21 protein-coding genes are annotated in these 22,179 nt (G+C 47.7%); 12 read left to right on the top strand and 9 right to left on the bottom strand.

The features are described 5' to 3' along the window. Positions 1-12 precede the first annotated feature (12 nt). Both KNQ08_RS11455 and KNQ08_RS11450 read left to right on the top strand, forming a co-directional pair. Complete coding sequence (locus KNQ08_RS11455) at positions 13-522, top strand: hypothetical protein (protein ID WP_214724232.1); 510 nt, start codon at positions 13-15, stop codon at positions 520-522. Beyond that, positions 489-956, top strand: a complete 468-nt coding sequence (locus KNQ08_RS11450; protein ID WP_214805647.1) for a hypothetical protein — start codon at positions 489-491, stop codon at positions 954-956. The genes KNQ08_RS11455 and KNQ08_RS11450 overlap by 34 nt, the downstream gene beginning before the upstream one ends. Before the next feature lie 54 nt (positions 957-1,010). Here KNQ08_RS11450 and KNQ08_RS11445 read toward each other — a convergent pair whose 3' ends face one another. The 4 genes from KNQ08_RS11445 to KNQ08_RS11430 all read right to left on the bottom strand — a co-directional run bounded on the left by KNQ08_RS11445 (position 1,011) and on the right by KNQ08_RS11430 (position 4,801). Then, entirely contained in the window at positions 1,011-2,018 is a 1,008-nt protein-coding gene (locus tag KNQ08_RS11445; protein ID WP_149427961.1) for a FecCD family ABC transporter permease, read from the bottom strand. Further along, positions 2,015-3,016, bottom strand: coding sequence for a FecCD family ABC transporter permease (locus KNQ08_RS11440; RefSeq protein ID WP_055969403.1), 1,002 nt, complete (start codon positions 3,014-3,016; stop codon positions 2,015-2,017). The genes KNQ08_RS11445 and KNQ08_RS11440 overlap by 4 nt, the downstream gene beginning before the upstream one ends. Before the next feature lie 78 nt (positions 3,017-3,094). Then, entirely contained in the window at positions 3,095-4,006 is a 912-nt protein-coding gene (locus KNQ08_RS11435; protein WP_055969400.1) for an iron-hydroxamate ABC transporter substrate-binding protein, read from the bottom strand. A 3-nt stretch (positions 4,007-4,009) separates the two neighbouring features. Continuing rightward, on the bottom strand, positions 4,010-4,801 hold the full coding sequence (locus tag KNQ08_RS11430; RefSeq protein WP_023469594.1) for an ABC transporter ATP-binding protein: 792 nt from the start codon (positions 4,799-4,801) through the stop codon (positions 4,010-4,012). A 184-nt stretch (positions 4,802-4,985) separates the two neighbouring features. On the opposite strand from KNQ08_RS11430, the gene KNQ08_RS11425 reads away from it, so the two are divergent. The 4 genes from KNQ08_RS11425 to KNQ08_RS11410 all read left to right on the top strand — a co-directional run bounded on the left by KNQ08_RS11425 (position 4,986) and on the right by KNQ08_RS11410 (position 8,303). Beyond that, a complete protein-coding gene (locus KNQ08_RS11425) occupies positions 4,986-6,044 on the top strand; it encodes an NAD(P)/FAD-dependent oxidoreductase (RefSeq protein WP_029342814.1) in 1,059 nt (352 codons plus the stop codon). A gap of 179 nt (positions 6,045-6,223) precedes the next feature. Next, complete coding sequence (locus tag KNQ08_RS11420) at positions 6,224-7,519, top strand: cation:dicarboxylate symporter family transporter (protein ID WP_214724225.1); 1,296 nt, start codon at positions 6,224-6,226, stop codon at positions 7,517-7,519. Positions 7,520-7,700: 181 nt separating this feature from the next. Then, positions 7,701-7,988 (top strand): hypothetical protein, encoded by a 288-nt coding sequence (locus tag KNQ08_RS11415; protein WP_214724223.1) that lies wholly within the window; start codon positions 7,701-7,703, stop codon positions 7,986-7,988. Between the two features lie 18 nt (positions 7,989-8,006). Continuing rightward, positions 8,007-8,303 (top strand): DUF2089 family protein, encoded by a 297-nt coding sequence (locus tag KNQ08_RS11410; RefSeq protein ID WP_023469590.1) that lies wholly within the window; start codon positions 8,007-8,009, stop codon positions 8,301-8,303. 42 nt (positions 8,304-8,345) lie between these two features. Here the strand turns inward: KNQ08_RS11410 and KNQ08_RS11405 are convergent, their stop codons facing one another. Together KNQ08_RS11405 and KNQ08_RS11400 are read right to left on the bottom strand one after the other, a co-directional pair. Beyond that, positions 8,346-8,558 carry a DUF4305 domain-containing protein gene (locus KNQ08_RS11405; RefSeq protein ID WP_230088481.1) on the bottom strand — a complete coding sequence of 71 codons (213 nt, stop codon included), beginning with the start codon at positions 8,556-8,558 and terminating at the stop codon, positions 8,346-8,348. A gap of 42 nt (positions 8,559-8,600) precedes the next feature. Then, entirely contained in the window at positions 8,601-9,293 is a 693-nt protein-coding gene (locus tag KNQ08_RS11400) for a CPBP family intramembrane glutamic endopeptidase (RefSeq protein WP_214771798.1), read from the bottom strand. A 220-nt stretch (positions 9,294-9,513) separates the two neighbouring features. Here KNQ08_RS11400 and groES point away from each other — a divergent pair, with 220 nt between their 5' ends. The 4 genes from groES (at position 9,514) to KNQ08_RS11380 (ending at position 13,289) form a co-directional block, all read left to right on the top strand. Then, positions 9,514-9,798, top strand: coding sequence for a co-chaperone GroES (groES, locus tag KNQ08_RS11395; RefSeq protein ID WP_023469587.1), 285 nt, complete (start codon positions 9,514-9,516; stop codon positions 9,796-9,798). Positions 9,799-9,831: 33 nt separating this feature from the next. Continuing rightward, positions 9,832-11,472, top strand: coding sequence for a chaperonin GroEL (gene groL / locus KNQ08_RS11390; protein WP_023469586.1), 1,641 nt, complete (start codon positions 9,832-9,834; stop codon positions 11,470-11,472). Between the two features lie 221 nt (positions 11,473-11,693). Continuing rightward, entirely contained in the window at positions 11,694-12,314 is a 621-nt protein-coding gene (locus KNQ08_RS11385; RefSeq protein ID WP_149427959.1) for a LysE/ArgO family amino acid transporter, read from the top strand. Positions 12,315-12,350: 36 nt separating this feature from the next. After that, positions 12,351-13,289 (top strand): HEAT repeat domain-containing protein, encoded by a 939-nt coding sequence (locus KNQ08_RS11380; RefSeq protein ID WP_149427958.1) that lies wholly within the window; start codon positions 12,351-12,353, stop codon positions 13,287-13,289. Between the two features lie 107 nt (positions 13,290-13,396). Here the strand turns inward: KNQ08_RS11380 and KNQ08_RS11375 are convergent, their stop codons facing one another. Then, positions 13,397-15,187, bottom strand: a complete 1,791-nt coding sequence (locus KNQ08_RS11375) for an LTA synthase family protein (RefSeq protein ID WP_149427957.1) — start codon at positions 15,185-15,187, stop codon at positions 13,397-13,399. Between the two features lie 155 nt (positions 15,188-15,342). On the opposite strand from KNQ08_RS11375, the gene KNQ08_RS11370 reads away from it, so the two are divergent. Next, positions 15,343-17,490 (top strand): hypothetical protein, encoded by a 2,148-nt coding sequence (locus tag KNQ08_RS11370; RefSeq protein ID WP_149427956.1) that lies wholly within the window; start codon positions 15,343-15,345, stop codon positions 17,488-17,490. Positions 17,491-17,699: 209 nt separating this feature from the next. Further along, entirely contained in the window at positions 17,700-18,302 is a 603-nt protein-coding gene (wrbA, locus tag KNQ08_RS11365) for an NAD(P)H:quinone oxidoreductase (RefSeq protein WP_035410786.1), read from the top strand. A gap of 61 nt (positions 18,303-18,363) precedes the next feature. Here wrbA and KNQ08_RS11360 read toward each other — a convergent pair whose 3' ends face one another. Next, positions 18,364-20,796: a HAMP domain-containing sensor histidine kinase gene (locus KNQ08_RS11360; RefSeq protein ID WP_149427955.1), complete on the bottom strand. Its 2,433-nt coding sequence runs from the start codon at positions 20,794-20,796 to the stop codon at positions 18,364-18,366. A gap of 215 nt (positions 20,797-21,011) precedes the next feature. Beyond that, entirely contained in the window at positions 21,012-22,034 is a 1,023-nt protein-coding gene (locus tag KNQ08_RS11355) for a zinc-binding alcohol dehydrogenase family protein (RefSeq protein WP_214724215.1), read from the bottom strand. Positions 22,035-22,179: the final 145 nt, after the last annotated feature.

The following is a 22,179-nucleotide window of genomic DNA, read 5'->3' as shown; positions in this document are numbered from 1 at the left end:
GGAGAAGGTACTATGCAAACGGCTCGTGAAGAACGTCTACAAAAACTTGCGCTCGCGTACCGGGATGTCGAGTGGCTCGGCACACGCTGGTACTGGAACGTGCTCTTATTCATAACAGTTGGTATCCTGATCGAGTGGACCGATATCCCCTTGTTGATTTTGACGATTCCAGCCCTTTTTCTCGGCTCTGATTTTCGCTACCAACTAAAAAAACGAAAAATTTTAGACGGATATATCTCAAAAGCGCAGGTCCGTCGCCAATTTTTACTACGCATTGGTAGTCACGTCCTGCTGTATGCGATCTTAACGATCGTCATCACCCAGACGATCGAGGGACCGTTCTGGCAGATGCTTGTGGCAATTTTTACGATTTTAACACCGCTCTATTTCATCAGCGAATGGATCATCCGACGCGACGGAGCGCGTGATCCCGATTATATCAGTGACGGAGAAGTAGCCCGCTTCGTCAGACAGAAAGGAACATCGAAATGGAACACCTATTCGAGCGACAAGCACGTCTGAATGTAATGAAACGTCCGGTGCGTGTCGTCGCCTATTTCTTTTTGATTCCTGGATTAATTTGTGCAGTATTTGCTTGGTTTATGACGTCAATTGCATCTGTCTTTCTCCCAATCATGCTCTCTTGTTTTTGCGCGACGGCAGTCGCTCGAGAAATTGTTCGGCTACGGCTCATGAAGTCGTATTTAACACCGACTATCTATCAACAAACGGTTCAAAAGGTCGCTCGTCTGACAATCATTGGTTATGTCGTAGCGGGGCTGATTTACTTTGTTATGCAGTCGACTCCAAGTGCCTCTGGTTATTTATTTGTCATCTTCCTCTTTTGGGTTGGTGGAGTCAGTCTAGGTGTCACTCGACTAAACCGGTTAGCCAAACAAATCGATCCCGCGTACGTCTCGATGGGAGAAATCGAACGTGCGTGGTGGAAACGGTAAAGCAAAAAATCCGCATCCATTCAGCAAAAGACGCTGATTGATGCGGATTTTTGATTATTTCTTCAACAGGAGATAGATGAAGTATGGTGCTCCAATCAAGGCGACGACGATCCCAGCCGGTACACCGTCTGGTCCCGCGATGTTGCGCCCGATCGTATCAGCGAACGCAAGCAACCAGCCGCCGAGCAAGAGGGCAATTGGCAGGAAGAATTGATGCCGTGGTCCAACGAGCGCGCGGGCGATATGCGGCGCCATCAGACCGATGAAGGAAATCCCACCGGTGACAGAGACGGCAGCAGCGGCAAGCGCGACGGCTGTCAACAAGAGTTGGATCCGTTCTTTTTCAATCGCGACACCGACACCGATCGCGACCGGTTCATTCAAGGCAAGCAGATTGAGCTTATTCGCTTTATAGAACGTGAGCGGAATCAAGACGAGTAACCACGGTAACAGCGAGTAGACGAAGATCCAGTCTGTTCCCCAAATGTTACCGGCGAGCCATTTGGCGATGAAGTCGACCTTTTCACGACGCGTCGATGAAATCAGGATGACCATGATTCCAGACAGTGCCATCGAGAAGCCGACACCGGTCAAAATCAAGCGGATCGGCTGGAGTCCTTGGACGCGGTCGTACGAGAACAGGTAGATCGCTGTCGCGGTGACGAGTGCACCGAAGAAGGCAGCAATCGGTAACAGATAGATGAACGACCCGACATCGGTCGGGAAGTACAGGAAGAAAAAGGCGACGGCGACGCCAGCTCCCGTATTGATGCCGATGATACCAGGATCAGCGAGTTCATTGCGGGTGATCCCTTGAAGGATTGCACCCGATAAGGCGAGCGCCATTCCTGCCATGACGGTGATGAGCAGTCGGGGTAAGCGGAGCGAATAGAGGACGAACTCCTCTTTGAACGATCCGTTTCCAAGTAACGTCGGCAGTAAACGATCGTACGAGAGAGAAGCAGGTCCAAGACCGATGCTGACGACGAGTGTTGCGATCAATAGTGCCAGTAACGTCCAAAACGTCAGTTGCTGGCGACGGCGTAAACGAGATTCCATCATGAGAAAGCACGCCCTCCTTTCCGAACGATTAAGAGGAAGAATGGTAGCCCGAGCATCGAGACGATTGCGATGACTGGCGTTTCATAGGGCGCGTACAGTGTCCGTCCGATCGTATCGGCAAGCAACATGAACGTCGCACCAAAGATCGCAGTCATCGGCAGGATGAATCGATAGTCCGTCCCGACGATCGCACGGACGATATGCGGAATCATCAGCCCGATGAATGCCATATTACCGACGAGGGCTACGGCAGCGCCAGCAAGCAGGATGACGACGACGTAGAGGACCGCTTTGATCCGCTGGATGTTCTGTCCGAGACCGAGTGCGACTTCTTCCGATAGACTGAGAATCGTCAATTGTCGTGAGAAAATGAACGCAATCACGATTCCAATGGCGATGACTGGCGCGATGACTTGCAGTTGTCCCCATGTCGACCCGACGAGTCCCCCGGACGTCCATTGTGAAACATCTTGAGCAATCTTGAAGTAAATCCCGATGCCTTCCGCAATCGCATACAGAAACGCTGAGATCGCGGAACCGGCAAGGACGATCCGGAGCGGGGAAAAGCCGCCTTTTTTCGAAGCGCCGATTCCAAAGACAAGTGCTGCCCCGAGTGCTGCTCCGACGAAACACGCGATCATGATGCCGAAGTAGTCAATTTTCGGGAACAGGACGATGACGAGCGCGAGTGCCGCATTTGCACCCGCTGTCAGACCGAGTAGACCAGGATCGGCGAGGGGATTGCGTGTCATCGCTTGCATGATGGCACCTGAGACACCGAGTGCCGCTCCAACAAGGATTGCTGCCAGTTCCCGTGGCAAGCGGATTTCCTGGACGATTTTTGCTTTTTCATTCAACGGTCCGAACGTCAAAGCGTTCCAGACTTCGCGCGTTGTCGTATCGGCGGCACCGAACGTCATCGCGATCCAGAACATCCCGAAAAAGAGGACGAGACCGAGTGTGATTTTAATGCCGAACGGAATTCGACCAGCTGACATGAATGTCGCCTCCATTTCTGATTTAGTGAGTGAGCCACAAAAAAAGGGAGGGATCCCGCAGGTTCCCTCCCTTATTCATTATGCGCCAAGGAAACTTTTCTTGAAGAACTCGAGTTGACGTTCGAGTGTGAGCGGATCGTTGAAGTAGAACTCCTTCGAATCGACTTCGAAGACACGATCGTTTTTGACGGCTGGAATGTTCTTGAACGTATCCGTTTTCGTGAATGAGTTGTCCGCTTCCGCACTCTTACTGAAGACGAGGTAGTCGCCTGCGTATTCAGGAAGGACTTCTGGTGACAACGCGTAGTATCCATCTTTTAATGCCATCTTCGTGACTTTATCCGGCATTTTCAATTTCATTTCCTGATAGAGAATCTCTGTTCCACGACCCCAGTTATCGCCGAAGACGTAGAGTTGTTTATCGAAGCTTTCGATGACAGACACAGTAGCATCTTCACCGATTTTTGCTTTGATGTCTTTACCTGCAGCAGCAGCGCGTGTTTTGAAGTCTTTGACCCAGTCGCGTGCTTCTTGCTCTTTGTTGAGCAATTTACCGATTTCGATGTGTTGCGTCAAGTAGTCGACTTTTCCGTATGTGTACGTAACTGTCGGAGCAATCTTTTTAATTTTATCGAGGTTTTTCGTTGTTGAGTAGCCGATGATCAAATCGGGTTCGAGTTCGATGATTTTTTCAACGTTCTCTTCCGATACTTCCGTGACATCTTTGAGTTTGTCGAACTTCGGATTCGCTTTTGACCACGAATCGACACCAACGACAGGTACGTCGAGTGCCATGACATTGCCGGCAAAACCAGCGAGGACAACGACACGTTTTGGATTAGCCGGAACTTTAATGTCACCGTTCTCCGATTTGTACGTAATCGTCTCGTTTTTCGACCCAGACGCTGCGTCGTCTTTTTTCTCCGTATTGCCACACGCTGCGATGACGAGCGTGAGAATGAGTAGAACCGGTAAAAGTAGTTTCTTCATGATTCAATCTCCCTTGATTAAGTTGTAGGTGATACACATCGGCTTGTTCGTCCGCGGATCGCGTCCGATTTCAGCATCGATATGGAATACTTCTTGTAAGACGTCTTTTGCGATGACTTCCTCACACGTCCCGGCTTTGACGACTTCGCCGTTTTTCATGGCGATGATATAGTCGGCGAACCGTGCCGCTTGATTCAAATCATGCAGGACCATGACGATCGTCCGTCCTTCGGTCCGGTTGAGATGCTCAAGCAGTTCGAGCACCTCGAGTTGGTGGGCGAGATCAAGATAAGTCGTCGGTTCATCGAGGAAGATGATGTCCGTCTCTTGGGCGAGTGCCATCGCAATCCAGACCCGTTGACGTTGACCACCCGACAGCGCATCGACGGGACGATGTTTGAATGCCATCGTATCCGTTGCTTCGAGTGCCCAATCGATGATCTCGTAATCGTGTTTCGTCAAGCGTCCGAATCCTTTTTGGTACGGGAAACGACCGTATGAGACGAGCTCTGCGACCGTCAGACCACTTGCGCTCTCTGGAGTTTGTGGCAGAATAGCCATTTTCCGGGCAAGTAGCTTCGTGCTTTCCTTGGCGATATCGAGACCATCGAGCAATGCACGTCCTGATTGATGAGGAATGATTCGTGTCATCGCTTTCAATAAAGTCGATTTGCCACATCCGTTCGCCCCAATGATTGTCGTGATTTGTCGATCGGGAATTTGGACGGACAAGTCTTTGACGATGGGACGATCACCGTAGCCGATATTGATTTCTTCTGTTGCTAGACGTACCATACGCGACGACTCCTTCGTTGTTCTCTCCGTTTTCAATGATAATGATTATCACTATCGTCTCATTAACCATACCAGTCCTATAAAAACGCTGTCAACATTTTTTCTTGTGTTCAAGAGATGTTCACGTTATCATGAGGGAGTGAGAATGATAATCAATCGTAATCAAAGACGAGGAGTGAGTGAGATGAGGGAACAGGAGTTGTTCGACGTAACGATCATCGGCGGAGGACCTGCAGGGTTATATTCGACGTTCTATAGTGGTCTTCGGGGCATGAAGACGAAATTGATCGAGTATCAAGCAGAACTCGGAGGAAAATTGCACGTTTATCCGGAAAAGATGATCTGGGACGTCGGCGGACAGCCACCGATCACTGGTGAAAAACTCATGGCTCAACTCGTCGAACAAGGACTGACGTTCCAACCGACTGTTCAATTGAATGAAAAGATCATCTCGATCGCAAAAGACGTCTTCGGCAACTTCGTCTTAGAAGCAGAATCGGGTCGGATCCATTATTCGAAGACGGTCATCGTCGCGGTAGGCGGCGGCATCCTCAATCCACAAAAATTAAAAGTCGAAGGTGCGGAACGCTTTGAAGTGTCGAACTTGAACTATACGGTCAAATCGATTGAACGCTTTAAAGGAAAGACCGTCATCGTCTCAGGTGGTGGGAACTCTGCGATCGACTGGGCGAACGAGCTCGAACCGGTCGCAAAAAAAGTCTACGTCACGTATCGCCGGGATTGTTTCTCGGGGCACGAGGCGCAAGTCGACCAGCTCGTCAAAAGTTCGGCTGTCTGTCTCCTCAACACGACGATTCACAAGCTGATCGCAAGTCCTGATCATCAACGGATCGCATCAGTCGAATTGATCGACTGTCAAACAGACGAAATCGTCGAGATTCCAATTGATGAAGTCATCATCAATCATGGGTATGAACAGGATGCAGCACTGCTTGACGCGTGTGATCTCGATATCGCACGGGTCGATGACTTCTATATCGCAGGGAACGCGGCGAGCGAGTCGAGTGTACCGGGTCTATATGCTGCCGGAGATATTCTTTCGCACGACGGGAAGGTCCACTTGATCTCAGGTGCCTTCCAAGATGCGGCGAACGCCGTCAACCGGGCGAAACGCTTCATCGAGCCGGAAGCGCCAAAAGTGGCGATGGTCTCGTCACACAACGAAGTTTTCAAAAAACGCAATCGGGCGTTGATTGAGGAACGCGTTAATCAACAATCTTGAATAATGTTTAAACGTCCAAAATGCTTGGAAACAAGCGGATTTTGGACGTTTTTTTGTATGAATTTCATTTTTGTACTATAACAGAACGATTTGACAACGTACTGTATTTAGGACAAAATTCTACTTATGTTCCACTACATGTAGGATACAAGTAAGACGGATGTATAAGGAGGAAGGGTATGACAACTACGAAACGTAAGCCAATTGGCCTTGCCTGGCAAATTTTAATCGGCTTGATTCTCGGGATCACAGTCGGTGGTGTATTTTATGGGAATCCCCATGTCGCGGAGTGGCTTAAGCCAATCGGTGACATCTTTATCCGGATGATGAAAATGATCGTCGTTCCGATCGTCTTCACGACGATCGTCCTCGGTGTCTCATCAGTCGGTAGTCCGAAAAGTCTCGGACGTCTTGGTGTCAAAACGCTCGGTTACTTCACGATCGTGACGATGATCGCCATCTTCACGGGGCTGTTCGCAGCCAATCTCATTGAACCGGGTGCTGGTATTAACATGTCGACACTCGATAAAACGGACATTTCGACATATGTCGAAACGGAAGAGACGACACAAGACGCAGGACTCGTCGACAAGATCGTCAACATCGTCCCGACGAATATCTTGGACGCGATGGTCCGCGGTGACATGCTTGCAATCATTTTCTTCTCGGTCTTATTCGGACTCGGTGTCGGTTTTGCAGGAGAGAAGGGCCAACCGGTCGTTCGTTTCTTTGAAGGCGTCGCAGCAGCGATGTTCAATCTCGTCAATATCGTCATGAAATTCGCGCCGATTGGTGTCTTCGCTTTAATCGGTGTCACGGTCTCGACGTTCGGGATTGAATCGCTCGGTTCATTGTTTAAACTGATTGCGACATTATACGTCACAGCGCTTCTTTTCATGGTCATCGTCTTCGGTGCCATCATGAAATGGGTCGGGATTCGCGTTTCTGATTTCACGCGCATCTTCAAGGACGAGTTATTGCTGACGTATTCGACGGCGTCGTCTGAGACGGTACTGCCACGGATCATGGAAAAACTCGAGAAGATGGGTGTTCCGAAATCAATCGTTAGCTTCGTCGTACCGACGGGTTATTCGTTTAACCTTGATGGATCTGCGCTTTATCAAGCGCTCGCAGCCTTGTTCATCGCACAGATGTACGGGATTGATCTCTCGATCGGAACACAGCTGACGCTTGTCTTCGTCTTAATGCTGACATCAAAAGGGATGGCTGCCGTTCCTGGCGTCTCATTCGTCGTTTTACTCGCAACACTCGGTACGGTTGGTATCCCGGCAGAAGGACTTGCCTTCATCGCGGGGATTGACCGAATCATGGATATGATGCGCTCGGTCGTCAACGTCACAGGAAACACGCTCGCTTCACTCGTCATCGCGAAGTGGGAAGGTGTCCTTGACGAAGACCAACTCGAGACGTTCATGTCGACAGAAGGTAAAAAAGACGACGTCCGCAGTGCGTGATTGTCGTAAATATAAGGAAGGACTGAATCGTCAGTCCTTCTTTTTTTCGTCCTTGAAAATAGATTAAAGTCGATTGTTATTAAAGAAAATCCCTTATTTTTGATTATAATTAAAATTTTATTGAATATTATTGATTATAAAGTTAATATTGTTGATATAATCATAAGGAAGAGGCGATAGGATGGAAACGGTAGGAATCGTCATTGGTATTGTCACAGTCTGTATCGTACAATTTTACTTAGCAAGGCGCGGGAGAGTCTGGAGTCTCATCATTCCAGCCATCATCATTGGGCTCGGAATTTACTGGTATTTCGGAACAGGACCACACTCAGCGGATCGAAAATCGGTGATTCGGATGGGAACGTTTGCCGGTATATGTTTGATGATCTCAATGGCTGAGATGGGTGTCGATACGCGCCGTAAGCAACTGAAGCGTGAAAAAGAACGAATGGAGATTCAAGATTTGTAAGAGAAGTGAGGGAACACGATGGAACGACAAGACGTGCCCGCTTGGGTACTGGCACTCGAACAGGAACATCTCGAGTTCATCCGGAAGTTCGTCTTGAGCTCCGGTTCATTGAAGGATATGGCAACGGCTTATCAAGTATCCTACCCGACCGTCCGGGCGAAGTTGAACCAGTTGATCGAGCGGATTGATTCGGTGCAGCAGGAAGATGTCGAATTCGTCAACATGATCAAGAACTTAGTCTTAGATGAACGGTTGAGTCTCGATGTGGCGAAGACGATCATCGATTCCTACCGCAAGGGTCAAGCGAAAGAATAAACCAAAAAACGAGATTCCCGTATGACGGAAATCTCGTTTTTTTTATTGCTTATCGTTCTTTTTGTCCTGTTCCTTCTTGATCATCTTCTTTGCTGCTGCGCGGAAGCGGAAGATCAAGTAGAGACGGTAGAAGTCGATCGCAGCGAACAACGTCAACAGGATCGTCCAGAAGTTGAAGACCGTTCCTGCTTCGACCGAGTTGTTGTAAGCAAGGAACATGAAGAGAATACCGAAGATGGCATAGAACACTGCCATGAAGTTCGAGCTTTGACGCATGAAAACACGACCTTTCGTAAATTAAGACATCGCGTAGATGGCGAGTACGACGATTCCGTTGTTAAAGACATGGATGGCGATCGGAGCAATGATCCGGCGCGTCTTGACGAAGACGAGCGAGAAGACGAAACTCATCGCGACATAGATTAAAAATTTGTTGTCCTGGTGAATCAGTCCGAACAAGGCACCCGTCAAGATGAAGCTGAAGAAGAAACCGAGCTTCGAGGAGAGATTCCCGAACATGATATGCCGGAACAAGAACTCTTCCATGATCGGTCCAAGCAGGACGACCATGACTTGCAGGAGTGGGATGACTTGGATCGCTTGGATGATCTGATCCGTATTTTGCGATTTCGCGACATTCTCGATCCCGCCTGCCATCCAGGCATCGATCAAGTTGACGCTGATCAAGAGCGCATACAGGAGCACGATCCCGATTCCGATCCATTTCAACGTATCCATCGGATCGGTTTGACGTCCCTCTGCCTTCCACTTCTGCCAATCGGGGCGCAAGCAGTAGTAGGAGACGATGACGGCGACCGTGAAGCCGATCGCAAGCCACCAACCGGCGACGTCAGCAATGACGTTTTTCGGAAAGAAATATTGGAACGAACCCGGAACCAATTGGACGATCAGATAGATGATGATTGGGATGACGTGACGCTTTTGCCACTTCTCCGCCATCAGAAAAGGCAGACTGATTGGATTTTTCATCGTACAGGACACAACTCCTTTGTAATGAAGGTACTGTCCCGATTGTAACAAACAAACGGTCTTGGCGCACGATTGACGATGATTCAAAGGTGTCGATTTCGGGAAAACGGATAAAGGTTCAGGCTTGAATTCAGAAGAGAAAGCGTATAAGATAAAAATATGTTAGCACTCAACTAAAGTGAGTGCTAAAAAACAGTCATTTTCAAGGAGGATGTTTCGCATGTTAAAACCACTTGGTGATCGCATCGTGATCGAAGTCGTTAAAAAAGAAGAAACAACACTCGGAGGAATCGTTCTTCCTGGGTCAGCGAAAGAAAAACCACAAGAGGGTAAAGTCGTCGCTGTCGGTACAGGCCGTGTGACAGAGCAAGGCGTACGTGTACCACTTGAAGTGAGTGTCGGAGATCACGTCATCTATGCACAATATGCCGGTTCGGAAGTCAAAGTCGACGGCAATGAATACTTAATTTTACGCGAAAGCGATATTTTGGCAGTAGCCGAGTAATCTGTTCAATCATTTATAAGGGGGATTTCAGTCATGGCAAAAGACATTTTATTCAGTGAAGAAGCACGTCGAGCAATGCTCCGCGGGGTCGATGCATTAGCGGATGCAGTCAAAGTCACGATCGGACCAAAAGGACGCAACGTCGTTCTCGAGCGGAAGTTCGGTTCACCACTCATCACGAATGATGGTGTAACGATCGCAAAAGAAATCGAACTCGAAGATCACTTCGAGAACATGGGTGCAAAACTCGTCGCAGAAGTTGCCTCAAAAACGAATGAGATCGCAGGGGATGGTACGACAACAGCGACAGTCCTCGCACAAGCGATGATTCGCGAAGGTCTCAAAAACGTCACAGCGGGCGCAAACCCGATGGTCATCCGTAAAGGAATCGAAAAAGCGGTCCGTCGTGCCGTCGAAGAATTGCACACGATCGCTAAACCAATCGAAGGTAAAGAAGCAATCGCCCAAGTCGCAGCGATCTCAGCAGCAGACGAAGAAGTCGGTCAATTGATCGCGGAAGCGATGGAACGTGTTGGTCAAGATGGTGTCATCACGATCGAAGAATCACGTGGCTTCACGACAGAACTCGACGTCGTCGAAGGGATGCAGTTCGACCGTGGTTACGCGTCACCATACATGATCACGGATTCAGACAAGATGGAAGCGGTTCTTGAGAACCCGTATATCCTCGTCACGGACAAAAAGATCTCGAACATCCAAGAGATTCTTCCAGTCCTCGAGCAAGTCGTCCAACAAAACAAACCACTTCTCATCATCGCAGAAGACGTCGAAGGCGAAGCACTTGCGACACTCGTCGTCAACAAACTCCGTGGTACATTCAACGCGGTAGCGGTCAAAGCACCAGGCTTCGGTGACCGCCGGAAAGCGATGCTTGAGGATATCTCGATCGTTACAGGTGCAGAATTGATCACAGAAGACCTCGGTCTTGATCTGAAGGAAACACAAATCACGCAACTCGGTCGCGCGTCGAAAGTCGTCGTCTCAAAAGACAACACGACAATCGTCGAAGGCCACGGACACGGGGATTCGATCGAAGCACGTGTCGGTACGATCCGTGCGCAAATCGAAGAAACGACAAGCGACTTCGATCGTGAAAAATTACAAGAGCGTCTGGCGAAACTCGCAGGTGGCGTAGCAGTCGTCAAAGTCGGGGCAGCAACTGAGACAGAACTGAAAGAACGCAAGCTCCGGATTGAAGATGCACTCAACGCGACACGCGCAGCGGTCGAAGAAGGAATCGTAGCAGGAGGGGGAACAGCCCTCATTCACGTCACGAAAGCCGTCGAATCGATTTTGTCGGTCTCAACAGGCGACGAAGCAACAGGTGTCAACATCGTTCTTCGCGCACTCGAAGCACCACTTCGTCAAATCGCGGAAAACGCGGGTCAAGAAGGTTCAGTCATCGTCGAACGTCTCAAGCATGAAGCGCCAGGAATGGGCTACAATGCGGCAACAGATGAGTATGTCGACATGATCGAGACAGGAATCGTCGATCCAGCGAAAGTAACGCGTTCAGCACTTCAAAACGCAGCGTCGGTTTCAGCGATGTTCTTAACAACAGAAGCCGTCATCGCCGATAAACCAGAACCAGCCGGATCTGCTCCTGCAATGCCTGATATGGGCGGCATGGGTGGAATGGGCGGAATGATGTAAGACATTTCATCTAAAAGTACTGAATCCTAGTAAATAGGGTTCGGTACTTTTTTATACTTCAAATTTCGGAATAAGTTGCATAATTATTCTTTTATTTGTAATATTATACTTAATGTTTAAACGGTATACATATATAGAATTAACTTGGAATGAAAGGAGATTTAATATTTAATCGTCGACTTACGTTCAGAGATCAAAGAGAGATAGGGGTCATTAATTAAATGAATGAAATTTTAAAAGGCATAGTAACCTCGGGTACACTCATCGTCGCAATCGGCGCTCAAAATGCGTTCGTCCTTAAACAAGGTTTAATGAAAAACAATATTTTCTGGGTGGCGCTAGTATGTTTCTTGTGCGATGTGTTGTTGATGTGTACGGGCGTAATGGGAGTTGGTACCGTCATCAAGAATAATACGTTTGCAAATGTTGGTCTTGCGATTGTTGGAGGACTATTCCTTCTCTTGTATGGATTTAAATCTTTTCGTAGTGCATTTTCTTCATCACATACAATGGATGTTTCAACAGATTCTAAAATCATGCCCATTCACAAAACGATCTTACTTACATTAGCAATTACACTTTTAAATCCACATGTATACCTAGATACGGTCGTCGTCATCGGTGGTATTGCTGGAACTTTGACATTTGATCAAAAAATCAATTTTTTAATCGGAGCTTTGATTGCCTCATTTGTCTGGTTTTTTGGATTAGGATATGGATCGAGATGGCTCATTCCTGTATTTAAACAACCAAAAGCGTGGAAAGTATTAGATTTTGGAATCGGATGCTTAATGTTCTGGCTATCGTATCAATTGATTCAGTTTGCTTTAGAACAAAGTTAAATAGATATTTAAAGGGTTAAGGAGCAACTACCAAATATGAAGGACGATGAGATTTTATATTTAGTTGAACAGATGTCTGATGAAGAATACCTCTATCATGAAGAAATGAAGTGCTATACGAACGAAGGATCACCATCCGACTTAGCTTATGTAAAAGTCCGTCAATTTAGGGACGTGAATATGCTTCTGATATTAAACACTTTACTCGATAAAGTGAAACAAGCAGAACAAAAACAACATCTTTATTTTATGATTGGAACGATTGGTGTGAATTCAGGAGATGTTCGTGCAGGAATGTTATTGCTTGAAAAACTGGAGCAAGAGACAAAGCCGAGTCTTCTTGAAAGTATTCTGGAAGAACTAGCAAAACAACAATGCATTCCTGATACAGAACGAATTGTAAAATACATAGACGATTCTCGGTCGTCTGTTCGAGAAGCTGCGATTCAAACATTGCGAGCCTGTCGAGATGAGGCAGCAGAAGATGCATTAATTCGTTTGATTACGACATCAAATAACTCTTTTGATATCATGAGTGCTAATTTTGTTTTAGCCAAGATTGGAACAGAGCGAGCCGTTCCTTATTTGACTCCTTTGTTGGATCATTCTCGAGGAGACGTGAGGCATTCGGCTTTAGCTGCACTGAGTGAACTTGGAAATGGATTAGATCTTTCAATATTTTTGCACGGATTAAAAGATCGATCTAGCAATGTGAGAGAGTGTGCGTTAGTCGAAATTGAGCGACATGGTGATGAAGTAGCGATTGAGCCGGTGATTAAACGTTTACAAACATTAGTGAAGCGAACGCGACAAATACAAACAGATGAAGTCCTAATCGCTTTTCGATTTTTACATCGATACCAGCATTCCTATCAAGCGATTCCTAAACTATTTCATTGGATCATTCAAACAAAAAGAAAAGTCTTGTTTGACGAAGAATGGCAATGGATCGAAGACCATTTTACTTGCTATTGATGGGCTCGAGGATAGGTGGAGATAACAATCAATAAACAAGCCTGACCTTCTTCACGTCTAGTGAGAAGTCAGGCTTGTTTATTTCAATAAAATTAGCTGCTTTTTGATTACTCCAGTTCATTCTCCTCAATAATCTTATCCGACAGCTTTAACTGCTCACTCACATCCTTCACCTGATCGCGACAGAACTTCATCTCAACTTTTTTCTCGGTCGATACGTCATAACAGGTGCCTTCGCCTGATACTTTCGTCAAATCCGCTTCATAATAATAGTCCTTGTAGCGGAACGAACCATCGCGGAAGCCCGTCAGATTTGGTTTGTCGTCGACGAGGGATTGTCCCATCATATAGGACGTTTTGAGATTCAATAGATCAATGATCGTTGGTGCGATATCAATCTGTCCGCCATTCTCTTTCATGACCCGACCGGTTTGCTGGTCGGGTTTTTTGATGAAGAGCGGGATGCGGCGCTCGAGCTCGAACGCAGCAACCGGAGACGAGACATCCGCCTTTTTACGCATCTCGCTTCCTTCATTGACGAGTCCACTATCGTGATCGCCATAAAAGATGACGAGGGACTGATCCCAAAGATCCCGTTGTTTCAACTCGTCGATCATCTTTCCGACACCGGTATCGACGTAATGCACGGTCTCGTAATACCGTTTCAACATCGGATCCTTATATCCGGACAGATCAAGCGTCTGATCTTCCTTGTCGATCTCATACGGCGTATGACTCGTCAGCGCGACTAAAAACGAGAAGAACGGTTCTTGCAGTGTCTCCATGTGATCAATCGATTCGAGGAAGAACTGTTGATCGTTCAGTGCCATGCCGATTTTCTTCTCTTTTGAATAATCCTTTTGGCTGAAGAAGTGCTTAAAACCGATGTTCTGGTAGACATCGTCACGGTTCCAGAAGCCTTTTTCGTAAGCATGCATTGCTGCCGTATCGTATCCGTTCTTCTCAAGTAATGCAGGGAGCGGCTCGAATTCATTCGTCGGGTATTGTGTATAAACAGAGCCTGATTTTAATGGATAAAGTGACGTGTTCGTGATGAACTCGGCGTCCGAAGTTCGTCCTTCATGCGTCTGGTGGTAGAGCGACGAGAAGTAGAGCGATTCCTTCTTCAATTGATTCAGGTTCGGTGTCACTTCCTCACCATTAATGGTTTGGTCGATGACTGAAGCCTGGAACGATTCGAGCTGTACCAAAATGATATTCGGCGTCTGCTTCGGACCGGTCGGATTCGTCTGTTCCTTTTGATTGATGCGCTGTTGTTCCTGTGCCGTTAGTCCGTCGCTCGGTCGTCCGGTCACGCCTTTGAACACATCCCACCCGTGATAGCCCCAAAAGCCGAACAGGTAGTAGTCACGCATATCGGAGATCGTTGCCGTCGGTTGACGATCTTCCGTTAGCGTCCGGTACGTCAGCAGTGAGGCAGACAAGACGATGCCACTGATTGCGAGTAGTCCGGCTGTCCGGCGTCGTGTTTGCGCCGTCGTCACTTCCGGTCGTTTGCGGAAAACGAAGAGCAGCAGTACGAAAATCAAACTATCGGCGAACAAGAGGAAGTCTTGCGGTACGATCAAGGCGGTGAAGCCGCTACTGACGTCACTCATCTGCGTCATCTGTGAGAGGAGCGAGATGGAGAGGAAGTCCTCGAAGTAACGATAGTACCACATGTCGGAAGCAAGTAGAAAACTGTGTGCCAGCAATAGACCGAGCCAGACCCAGCGGCGTTTATTCCACGGAATCAGTAACGTCCAGCTCGACAGGATCAGCATACCGGCCAGGTTCATCAGTGTTAAATAGAGCGAAAGGTCGGTCTTTGTAAAGTAACTAAACAGCATGAACTTCAGCATGCCGAGTAATAGATAAAGGGTGTAGCGAATCGCCATGGTCAGTACTCCTTACGTGTGTCGTCACACAGTCTTTACCCTGAATCGAAACGTGTCGAACGCTTGAGTGTTTTCTGCAAAAAACATTAGAAGAATTACTGAATATGGAATAAAATAGAAGTAATCACTTATTTTTGAAAGGATGTTCTACATAGATGAACTGGAAACATTGGATGGGAAGTGCCGCGCTGATTTACGGTACATGGATGACGCTCACTGTAAGTGCAGATGCTGCACCGTATGATGTTAAAACGAAAGATCAAGCAATCGTTGGATTTTACGATTTAGAGACAAAAGAGACGACACCTTATCCGAAAGACGTCTCACCGTATATGGTGATGCGGGCGACGTCAGCCGATAAAACGTTATTCTTGTATGAAGATTATTATGGAGACGAAACCGAGCATCCTTATTATTTGATTGATGCGAAGACGGGAACTTCGGAACTGCTGACGCTTCCAGAAGGCAAGGAGTACCTGCGTGTCTTGAATCACGATATGGTGATAGGGTATACCTCATTTGATAAGTTATCAGTCTTTATTCGCGAAGGGGATCAATTCGTTACGCGTGATACGTTAGAAGTGACTTCTCAAAACCGGGTGCAGTGGATTAGTGCGAATCGCTTCTCGATCCAACGAGAAGATAGTGCTGATTGGTATGATGTGAATCCGGACGGTACATTCTCAAAAGTCCGTTCCGTTGACGTGAAGCGGTTCTCGCCTTTAACGAATGACTGGATCTTAGATGGTGAGCAAGATACGTTGCGTCACGTCGTCACCAATCAACAAATCACCTTACCGAAAGTCTCACGAGGATATTACGTTGAGGGAGCATACGAAACGAAAGACGGATTGTACGTTCAACTGGTCGATGCTAGTTCGTCAAACGAGTCATCGTTATTCTACTTAGATACGGCGAGTGGGCAACTGACGACACTCGTTGACCACTCAGAGCAATTAGCGAATGAACTGTTAGCGGATGGAAAAGCCATCTACCGGAGCAAGGATCAAGCGACGATGTTATCGTTTGCGTCTTATTTGCGCCAACCGATCGCAATCAATGACTTGACGAAGGATGATACGACGTTGCTCGAAGGAACGGTTCTAGCTCCTAGCGTTGAGCTGACGCGTATAGATGGAACGACAGGTATCGTTGAGCCCAGTAAATTATCGTTCACTGGGAATGTCGAACTGAAAAACGAGCTGTTCACGATCACGACGATTCCGAAACGTTTACCGTATAGTGAGTATCGGACGATATACACGACTGAAACCGGTAAGGTCTTGGAGGACCTGACACGTTATCAATACCAGCGTTATTTAACAGCTCAGGGTTCAGCGATTCCAACCATTAAGGAAGGTACAACATCCTATAGCTTTAACATCAATCAAAGCGATGTTCCGGTGACGGTCTATGGAAAAGATGGCGTCCTCATCGGAAGAGCTGCCTCCGATGAGACAGGACGTGTCCAAATCAACGTGTCGACGAAAAATCTTGTCGGTCAGGTGACGCGTTGGACGTTCGGAAATACACGAGACTTCAATCAAGAAGCATCCGTGAACCGGACCGTCGCAGGTTATGAAGTGCCACGCATTACCCAGTCGAAAAACGATAATTTTAAATTCATTACATACCGCTTAGAAAGTGCCAAAGAAGGCGGTATCTATAAAATCTATGCAGGAAAACGACAAATTCAATCTGTTCCAGCAACGAAAAAGACAGAGATTACGATTCCGTATACGAATGACTTTGCGTCATATCGTATTACACGAAGTGGTGAGTATCCTACGAAATCACTCTCTTTGAAAGATAGCGTGATGATTTACAGTAATCTATCCGCACCCCTAACGGATGAACACACGACGATCGAAGGGATTCTTGATGGAGATGCCGATTACGGAAAGCTGTATATTGATGGGAAATATACGGCATATATCGATCGTAAGAAAACGCAGAGTTTTGCGATTAAGACAAAACCATTGAAGGTTGGACAAGTCGTGACGTTCGTTGCCCGTAAAGGAACACAACTTCAAGTCTCCGGGCAGAAAGTCGTGGCAGCAGCCAATCCAACACTCAAGTCGTATACGACGTCACTCAGTCCGACGAGTACATCATGGAAAGTCAAAGCGACGAAAGGAAAGACAATCGTCGTCACAATCAATAAGAAGCGGTACACGAAACTCGCAACCGGTAAGACACAAACGATGACGTTCCCGAAACAAAAACGAGGCACTCGGGTCACGGTACACGCGGAGTCGATCAAGCTGCGTAAGAGTAAGACCTTTAGTTTAACGGTTAAATAAGTGAGCGGACAGGAATCCTTCGAGGCAGACGATGTCTTATAGAATTCCTGTTTTGTTTTAAAATGGTCTTTGGCTCAAACGTTTGGTTGAAGAATTGGTCTATATTTCCTCTTGAATTCAAACAATTGACGTTAATTTGCGCAGAAAGCGGGAATAGAAAGCGTGTACGTCCATCGTCCGTCACTGTCTTTTAAAAAAGGAGCGAAGTCATGTCAAACGTGAAACTAGCGGTCATCTATTACAGCGCAACCGGAACGAACCATCAACTTGCCTCATGGGCAAAAGAAGCGGGAGAAGCAGCGGGGGCGGAAGTCCGCCTTGCGAAAATCAAGGAGACAGCCCCAGCAGAAGCGATTGCTTCGAACCCATTGTGGCAAAAGCATGCGGAAGCCACACGTGATATCGAAGAAGCGACACCGGATCTACTCGACTGGGCAGATGCGATTATCTTTAGCGTCCCGACACGTTACGGTCATGTCCCAGGACAATTCCAACAGTTCCTCGACACGACAGGCGGACTGTGGGCACAAGGCAAACTCGTCAATAAAGTCGTCAGTGCGATGTCGTCGGCACAGAATCCGCATGGCGGTCAGGAAGCGACTGTTCTCGCGGTCTATACGACGATGTTCCACTGGGGTGCAATCGTTGCGGCACCGGGTTATTCGGATCCGGTCTTGTTCGCAGCGGGTGGAAATCCATATGGTACATCGGTCACTGTCGACCAAGACGGCAACATGGTCGAATCCGTCGAACCAGCCGTGCGCCATCAAGCGAAACGGACGGTTGAAGTGGCAAGCCGTCTCAACTCATAACATTACCTAATTCAAAAAGCGCCGGAATGCTGATTCGCATTCTGGCGCTTTTTCATATGCATCATGTGTTTTGTGTCAACGGAAGTTCGACTGTGAACGTCGAACCTTGTCCTTCGATCGACTCGACATGGATTTCTCCATCATGCCCACGCGCAATTTCGCGACAGATTGAGAGCCCAAGACCAGTACCGCCGATTTGACGGGTGTCCGAATTGTCGACACGATAGAATTTTTGGAACAAGTTACTCATCGCAGAAGCAGGAATCCCGATACCCTCATCTTGAATCGCGACGGTGACACGTGACGCGTGTCGCGTTAGTTGGATATCGATCGTTCCACCCGCTGGTGAGTATTTGATCGCATTGTTGATCAGGTTACTGAACAATTGGCGAATCTTCTTCGCATCCCCCTCGACGATCAGCGGTTCGACGTTTCGGAATATTTCAATCGCGTGGGAAGACGACGACAGGCTATGCAACTGTTTCAAATCACGAATCATCGCGACGATATCAAACGGTGCCATTTCGTATTCCTGACGGTTTGCTTCCATCCGTTGCAGGTCAAGGAAGTCATTGATCAACAGCGAGAGGCGTTCTGTTTCCGAATGGACCGCTTCGAGATACTTCTTCTGTCGCTTCGGTGGCAGGTCGCGCTGAATCATCAGCTCAGTGAAGCCATAGATCGACGAGAGTGGTGTCCGCAGTTCGTGCGAGATTGTCGAGACGAGTTCGTTTTTGATCCGGTCAATCTCGACTTCATTCGTCACGTCACGTAAGACGAGTAGAATCCCGCGGAACTGTCCACCATAATGAATGCTCTCGGAGTACGTCTTGATGAAGCGTCGCTCGTGATCAATCGAGAAGGTGATTCCTTCACCGATTTCACGCTGAACGAACGTCTTTTTCAAGTAACGTTCGAATTCCGGTAGTTGGTCGACGCGATGCTTGAGTTGAACGACAGACGGAGTGATGTTCATCAGTCCGTTCTCATCGAGACTGTCATCAACCGGATGGTCAAACAGATCGAGCAACGGTCGGTTGATCAATTGAATATCGCCTTCGGGTTCGATATAGACGATCGATTCACGAATAGAGTTCAATAGTCGCGCCGTTTTTTCCCGCTCACGTTCAATCTCGTCGAACGTCCGCATCCGCAAGAGTGACAATGCCAGCTGGCGCGCGAAGGCGGCTAGTTCTTCCTGTTCGTAACGATCAAACCGATCCTGATCGCGGGACAAGAAGATATAGGCGATGATCTCATTTTGACTCGGATCAAGAACCGGTGTGACAGCGCGTGCGACTTCGTCCTCGAACTGTGTATGCGGTCGTCGATCTTGTCGCGACTCACGCAATAACGGCTCAATCGTTGGCATCCAATCCTCGACTGTGAGCGGTGTCTGTGGATAAAAGACGATATCGATGACTTTTGTTCCTTCTTTAAAGATCAGTGCGCCTTGATCAGACTGCGTGATCTCAACCATCTTTTGGATGACAGAAGGATAAGCACTGATGCTATCGCGCGATGCCAGTGTCTCCGTCAATTGGTTTCGCAGGCGCAAGTGGGACTCGTTCCGTTGCGTCAGTTTTAAGGCATCTTCGAGATTGACGTTCGTTGACATCAATTGATGTTTGTTTTCAATCAAAGCTGTCGCCATCTGATGGAACGATTTACTCAATTCACCAATCTCGTCAGCACGGTTGAGTGGAATGAGTGGTAACGTATGCTCACCGCTTGCAAGAAGTTTACTCTCCTTGCTAAGAAGATGGATTTGTCGCGTCGTCCGTTCGATGAACGGGCGGACGATGAGCAAGATGACGAGGAATAGGACGAGCAGATTGACGAGCCAGATCCACTCGGCATACTTCGTCTGAGTGACAAGTTGTTCTTTTGCACCGAGTTCTTTCGCACGAAGACTACTCCGATAGTTCGTGAACGTACTCTCCATCGTGTTGACACTTTTACGCATCGTCTCACTGTTCGAGGCATTCATCTTGAATTTCCGATTCGGGTCCCGTGGTACTTGTGGCATCATCGCTTTTAGACTCGGCATCTGCAGGAAACGCTCGTCAATCGTGCCCGATTGCTTTGCTTGGACGTATTTAATCAAGCTGGGCATGACGAAATTGGTATAAGAATTATAGAGCGACCGGATATCAGACGCATAGATTTGATCCGCTTTATATAAGCGATTCTTTTCAAACCAAGCCGTCTGTTGTTCGAGTGATGCCTTCTTTTCATCAATCACGTCGAGCACGGCATCGTCACCGAAGACGATATAGCCGCGCATCTCGTATTGAAGGGACTGCCAATCGTCCCAGAGTTTTGTCGCTCGATCTTCGCGCAAGCTGATCGCATCGAGCTCTTGTTTCGCATCCGTGACTTGGTGGTTCGTATAAAAATAAGCAGCCAGGGAAGAGATCGATAGTGTAATAAGAATGAGATAAAACGACGACATGATCTGTCGGCTGATCTTTTGATTGAACCATTTTCGCATATGGATTATGGATGCTCCTTTGTCTATGTGAGTCAAGCGTCGATTAGATGTATTACGTTGGAATATTTGTTACCGTAATCGTACATTTTTTAGACGAATAAATATAGTCATAATGCTTAAAATATCTTCAAAGTAAGAGATACAGGTTCACAAAGAAAACTTAGAACGACAAAAAAGCAGGACGGGATTTTACTCCCAACCTGCTCCGATGCCCATTAATGATGTTCGACGACAATCTTCCCAATCGTTTTTCCGCTCTCGACGAGACGGTGTGCTTCTTTCAGATTGTCAGCGTTCATGCCGATTAACGTCTGTGTCACCGTCGTCTCAAGTGTATGTTCTTCGATCCATGCTGCGACTTGCGTCAGAATCTCATGTTGGCGGATCATGTCCTCTGTCTCGAACAGCGGACGCGTGAACATGAACTCCCAGACGAACGTCGCACTCTTTTGTTGGAGCGCACTTAAATCGAGTTTTTGATCCGTCTCGACGATGCTACAGATTTTCCCTTGTGGTGCAATTACATCGACCATCGTCTCAAAATGTTGGTCCGTCGCATTGAGACAGAAGATATAGTCGACGTATTTGTAGCCGAGGGCTTCCAGCTGAGGACGGAATGCCTCGTGGTGATTGATCGTATGATGTGCGCCGTGTTCCTTCGCCCACTCAATCGTCTCGTCGCGTGACGCCGTTCCGATGACGGTCAGTCCAGCGTGATTCGCGAGTTGCGTCGCGATTGAACCGACACCACCAGCGGCTCCGATGATGAGAATCGTCTTCTCGAGATTCGACTTAGCGTCAAACGTCAATCCGAGACGATCGGTCAATGCTTCGTAAGCTGTCAGCGTCGTCAACGGGAGAGCAGCGGCTTCGCTAAAGGTCAACCGTTCCGGCTTTTTGGCGACGATCCGTTCATCGACGAGTTGGAAGTCACTGTTTGACCCTGGGCGCTGAATCGCACCGGCGTAATAGACTTCATCACCGACTTGGAAGAGGGAGGCATCATCGCCGACTTCAACGACGACTCCGGCTGCATCGTAACCGATGACCTTCGGCGCGTCTTCATCTTTCCCGTGAGCACGGACTTTCGTATCGACCGGGTTGACGGAGACGGCTTTAATCTCAACTAAGAGATCGTGTCCCGTTGCTTCCGGGCGTGGTAGTTCCAGGTCAATCAGACTTTCGTGTTCCGTCAGTGGTAAGTGTCGGTGGAAACCGACGGCGGACATATTCGACATCGACAATCATCCTTTCCAGATAGGAATCGTTTCTCTCCATCTGTTCCACGCCTATTCAGTCTTAAAACCAGTTGCGAAACTTTGAAAACGGATTCCCCTTCTGTCGTCAACGAAAGAATGCTGGATAGATATGGTAGCATATGAG

Source organism: Exiguobacterium sp. s46, assembly GCF_018618875.1.
GTDB lineage: Bacteria > Bacillota > Bacilli > Exiguobacteriales > Exiguobacteriaceae > Exiguobacterium_A > Exiguobacterium_A abrahamii.
This window is presented reverse-complemented; position numbering and strand designations above follow the sequence as displayed.

Excerpts from the sequence above, each read along its gene's own strand:
- KNQ08_RS11455 (WP_214724232.1), top strand. The coding sequence starts at position 13 with ATGCAAACGGCTCGTGAAGAACGTCTACAAAAACTTGCGCTCGCGTAC.
- KNQ08_RS11450 (WP_214805647.1), top strand. The coding sequence starts at position 489 with ATGGAACACCTATTCGAGCGACAAGCACGTCTGAATGTAATGAAACGT.
- KNQ08_RS11445 (WP_149427961.1), bottom strand. The coding sequence starts at position 2,018 with ATGATGGAATCTCGTTTACGCCGTCGCCAGCAACTGACGTTTTGGACG.
- KNQ08_RS11440 (WP_055969403.1), bottom strand. The coding sequence starts at position 3,016 with ATGTCAGCTGGTCGAATTCCGTTCGGCATTAAAATCACACTCGGTCTC.
- KNQ08_RS11435 (WP_055969400.1), bottom strand. The coding sequence starts at position 4,006 with ATGAAGAAACTACTTTTACCGGTTCTACTCATTCTCACGCTCGTCATC.
- KNQ08_RS11430 (WP_023469594.1), bottom strand. The coding sequence starts at position 4,801 with ATGGTACGTCTAGCAACAGAAGAAATCAATATCGGCTACGGTGATCGT.
- KNQ08_RS11425 (WP_029342814.1), top strand. The coding sequence starts at position 4,986 with ATGAGGGAACAGGAGTTGTTCGACGTAACGATCATCGGCGGAGGACCT.
- KNQ08_RS11420 (WP_214724225.1), top strand. The coding sequence starts at position 6,224 with ATGACAACTACGAAACGTAAGCCAATTGGCCTTGCCTGGCAAATTTTA.
- KNQ08_RS11415 (WP_214724223.1), top strand. The coding sequence starts at position 7,701 with ATGGAAACGGTAGGAATCGTCATTGGTATTGTCACAGTCTGTATCGTA.
- KNQ08_RS11410 (WP_023469590.1), top strand. The coding sequence starts at position 8,007 with ATGGAACGACAAGACGTGCCCGCTTGGGTACTGGCACTCGAACAGGAA.
- KNQ08_RS11405 (WP_230088481.1), bottom strand. The coding sequence starts at position 8,558 with ATGGCAGTGTTCTATGCCATCTTCGGTATTCTCTTCATGTTCCTTGCT.
- KNQ08_RS11400 (WP_214771798.1), bottom strand. The coding sequence starts at position 9,293 with ATGAAAAATCCAATCAGTCTGCCTTTTCTGATGGCGGAGAAGTGGCAA.
- groES (WP_023469587.1), top strand. The coding sequence starts at position 9,514 with ATGTTAAAACCACTTGGTGATCGCATCGTGATCGAAGTCGTTAAAAAA.
- groL (WP_023469586.1), top strand. The coding sequence starts at position 9,832 with ATGGCAAAAGACATTTTATTCAGTGAAGAAGCACGTCGAGCAATGCTC.
- KNQ08_RS11385 (WP_149427959.1), top strand. The coding sequence starts at position 11,694 with ATGAATGAAATTTTAAAAGGCATAGTAACCTCGGGTACACTCATCGTC.
- KNQ08_RS11380 (WP_149427958.1), top strand. The coding sequence starts at position 12,351 with ATGAAGGACGATGAGATTTTATATTTAGTTGAACAGATGTCTGATGAA.
- KNQ08_RS11375 (WP_149427957.1), bottom strand. The coding sequence starts at position 15,187 with ATGGCGATTCGCTACACCCTTTATCTATTACTCGGCATGCTGAAGTTC.
- KNQ08_RS11370 (WP_149427956.1), top strand. The coding sequence starts at position 15,343 with ATGAACTGGAAACATTGGATGGGAAGTGCCGCGCTGATTTACGGTACA.
- wrbA (WP_035410786.1), top strand. The coding sequence starts at position 17,700 with ATGTCAAACGTGAAACTAGCGGTCATCTATTACAGCGCAACCGGAACG.
- KNQ08_RS11360 (WP_149427955.1), bottom strand. The coding sequence starts at position 20,796 with ATGCGAAAATGGTTCAATCAAAAGATCAGCCGACAGATCATGTCGTCG.
- KNQ08_RS11355 (WP_214724215.1), bottom strand. The coding sequence starts at position 22,034 with ATGTCGAATATGTCCGCCGTCGGTTTCCACCGACACTTACCACTGACG.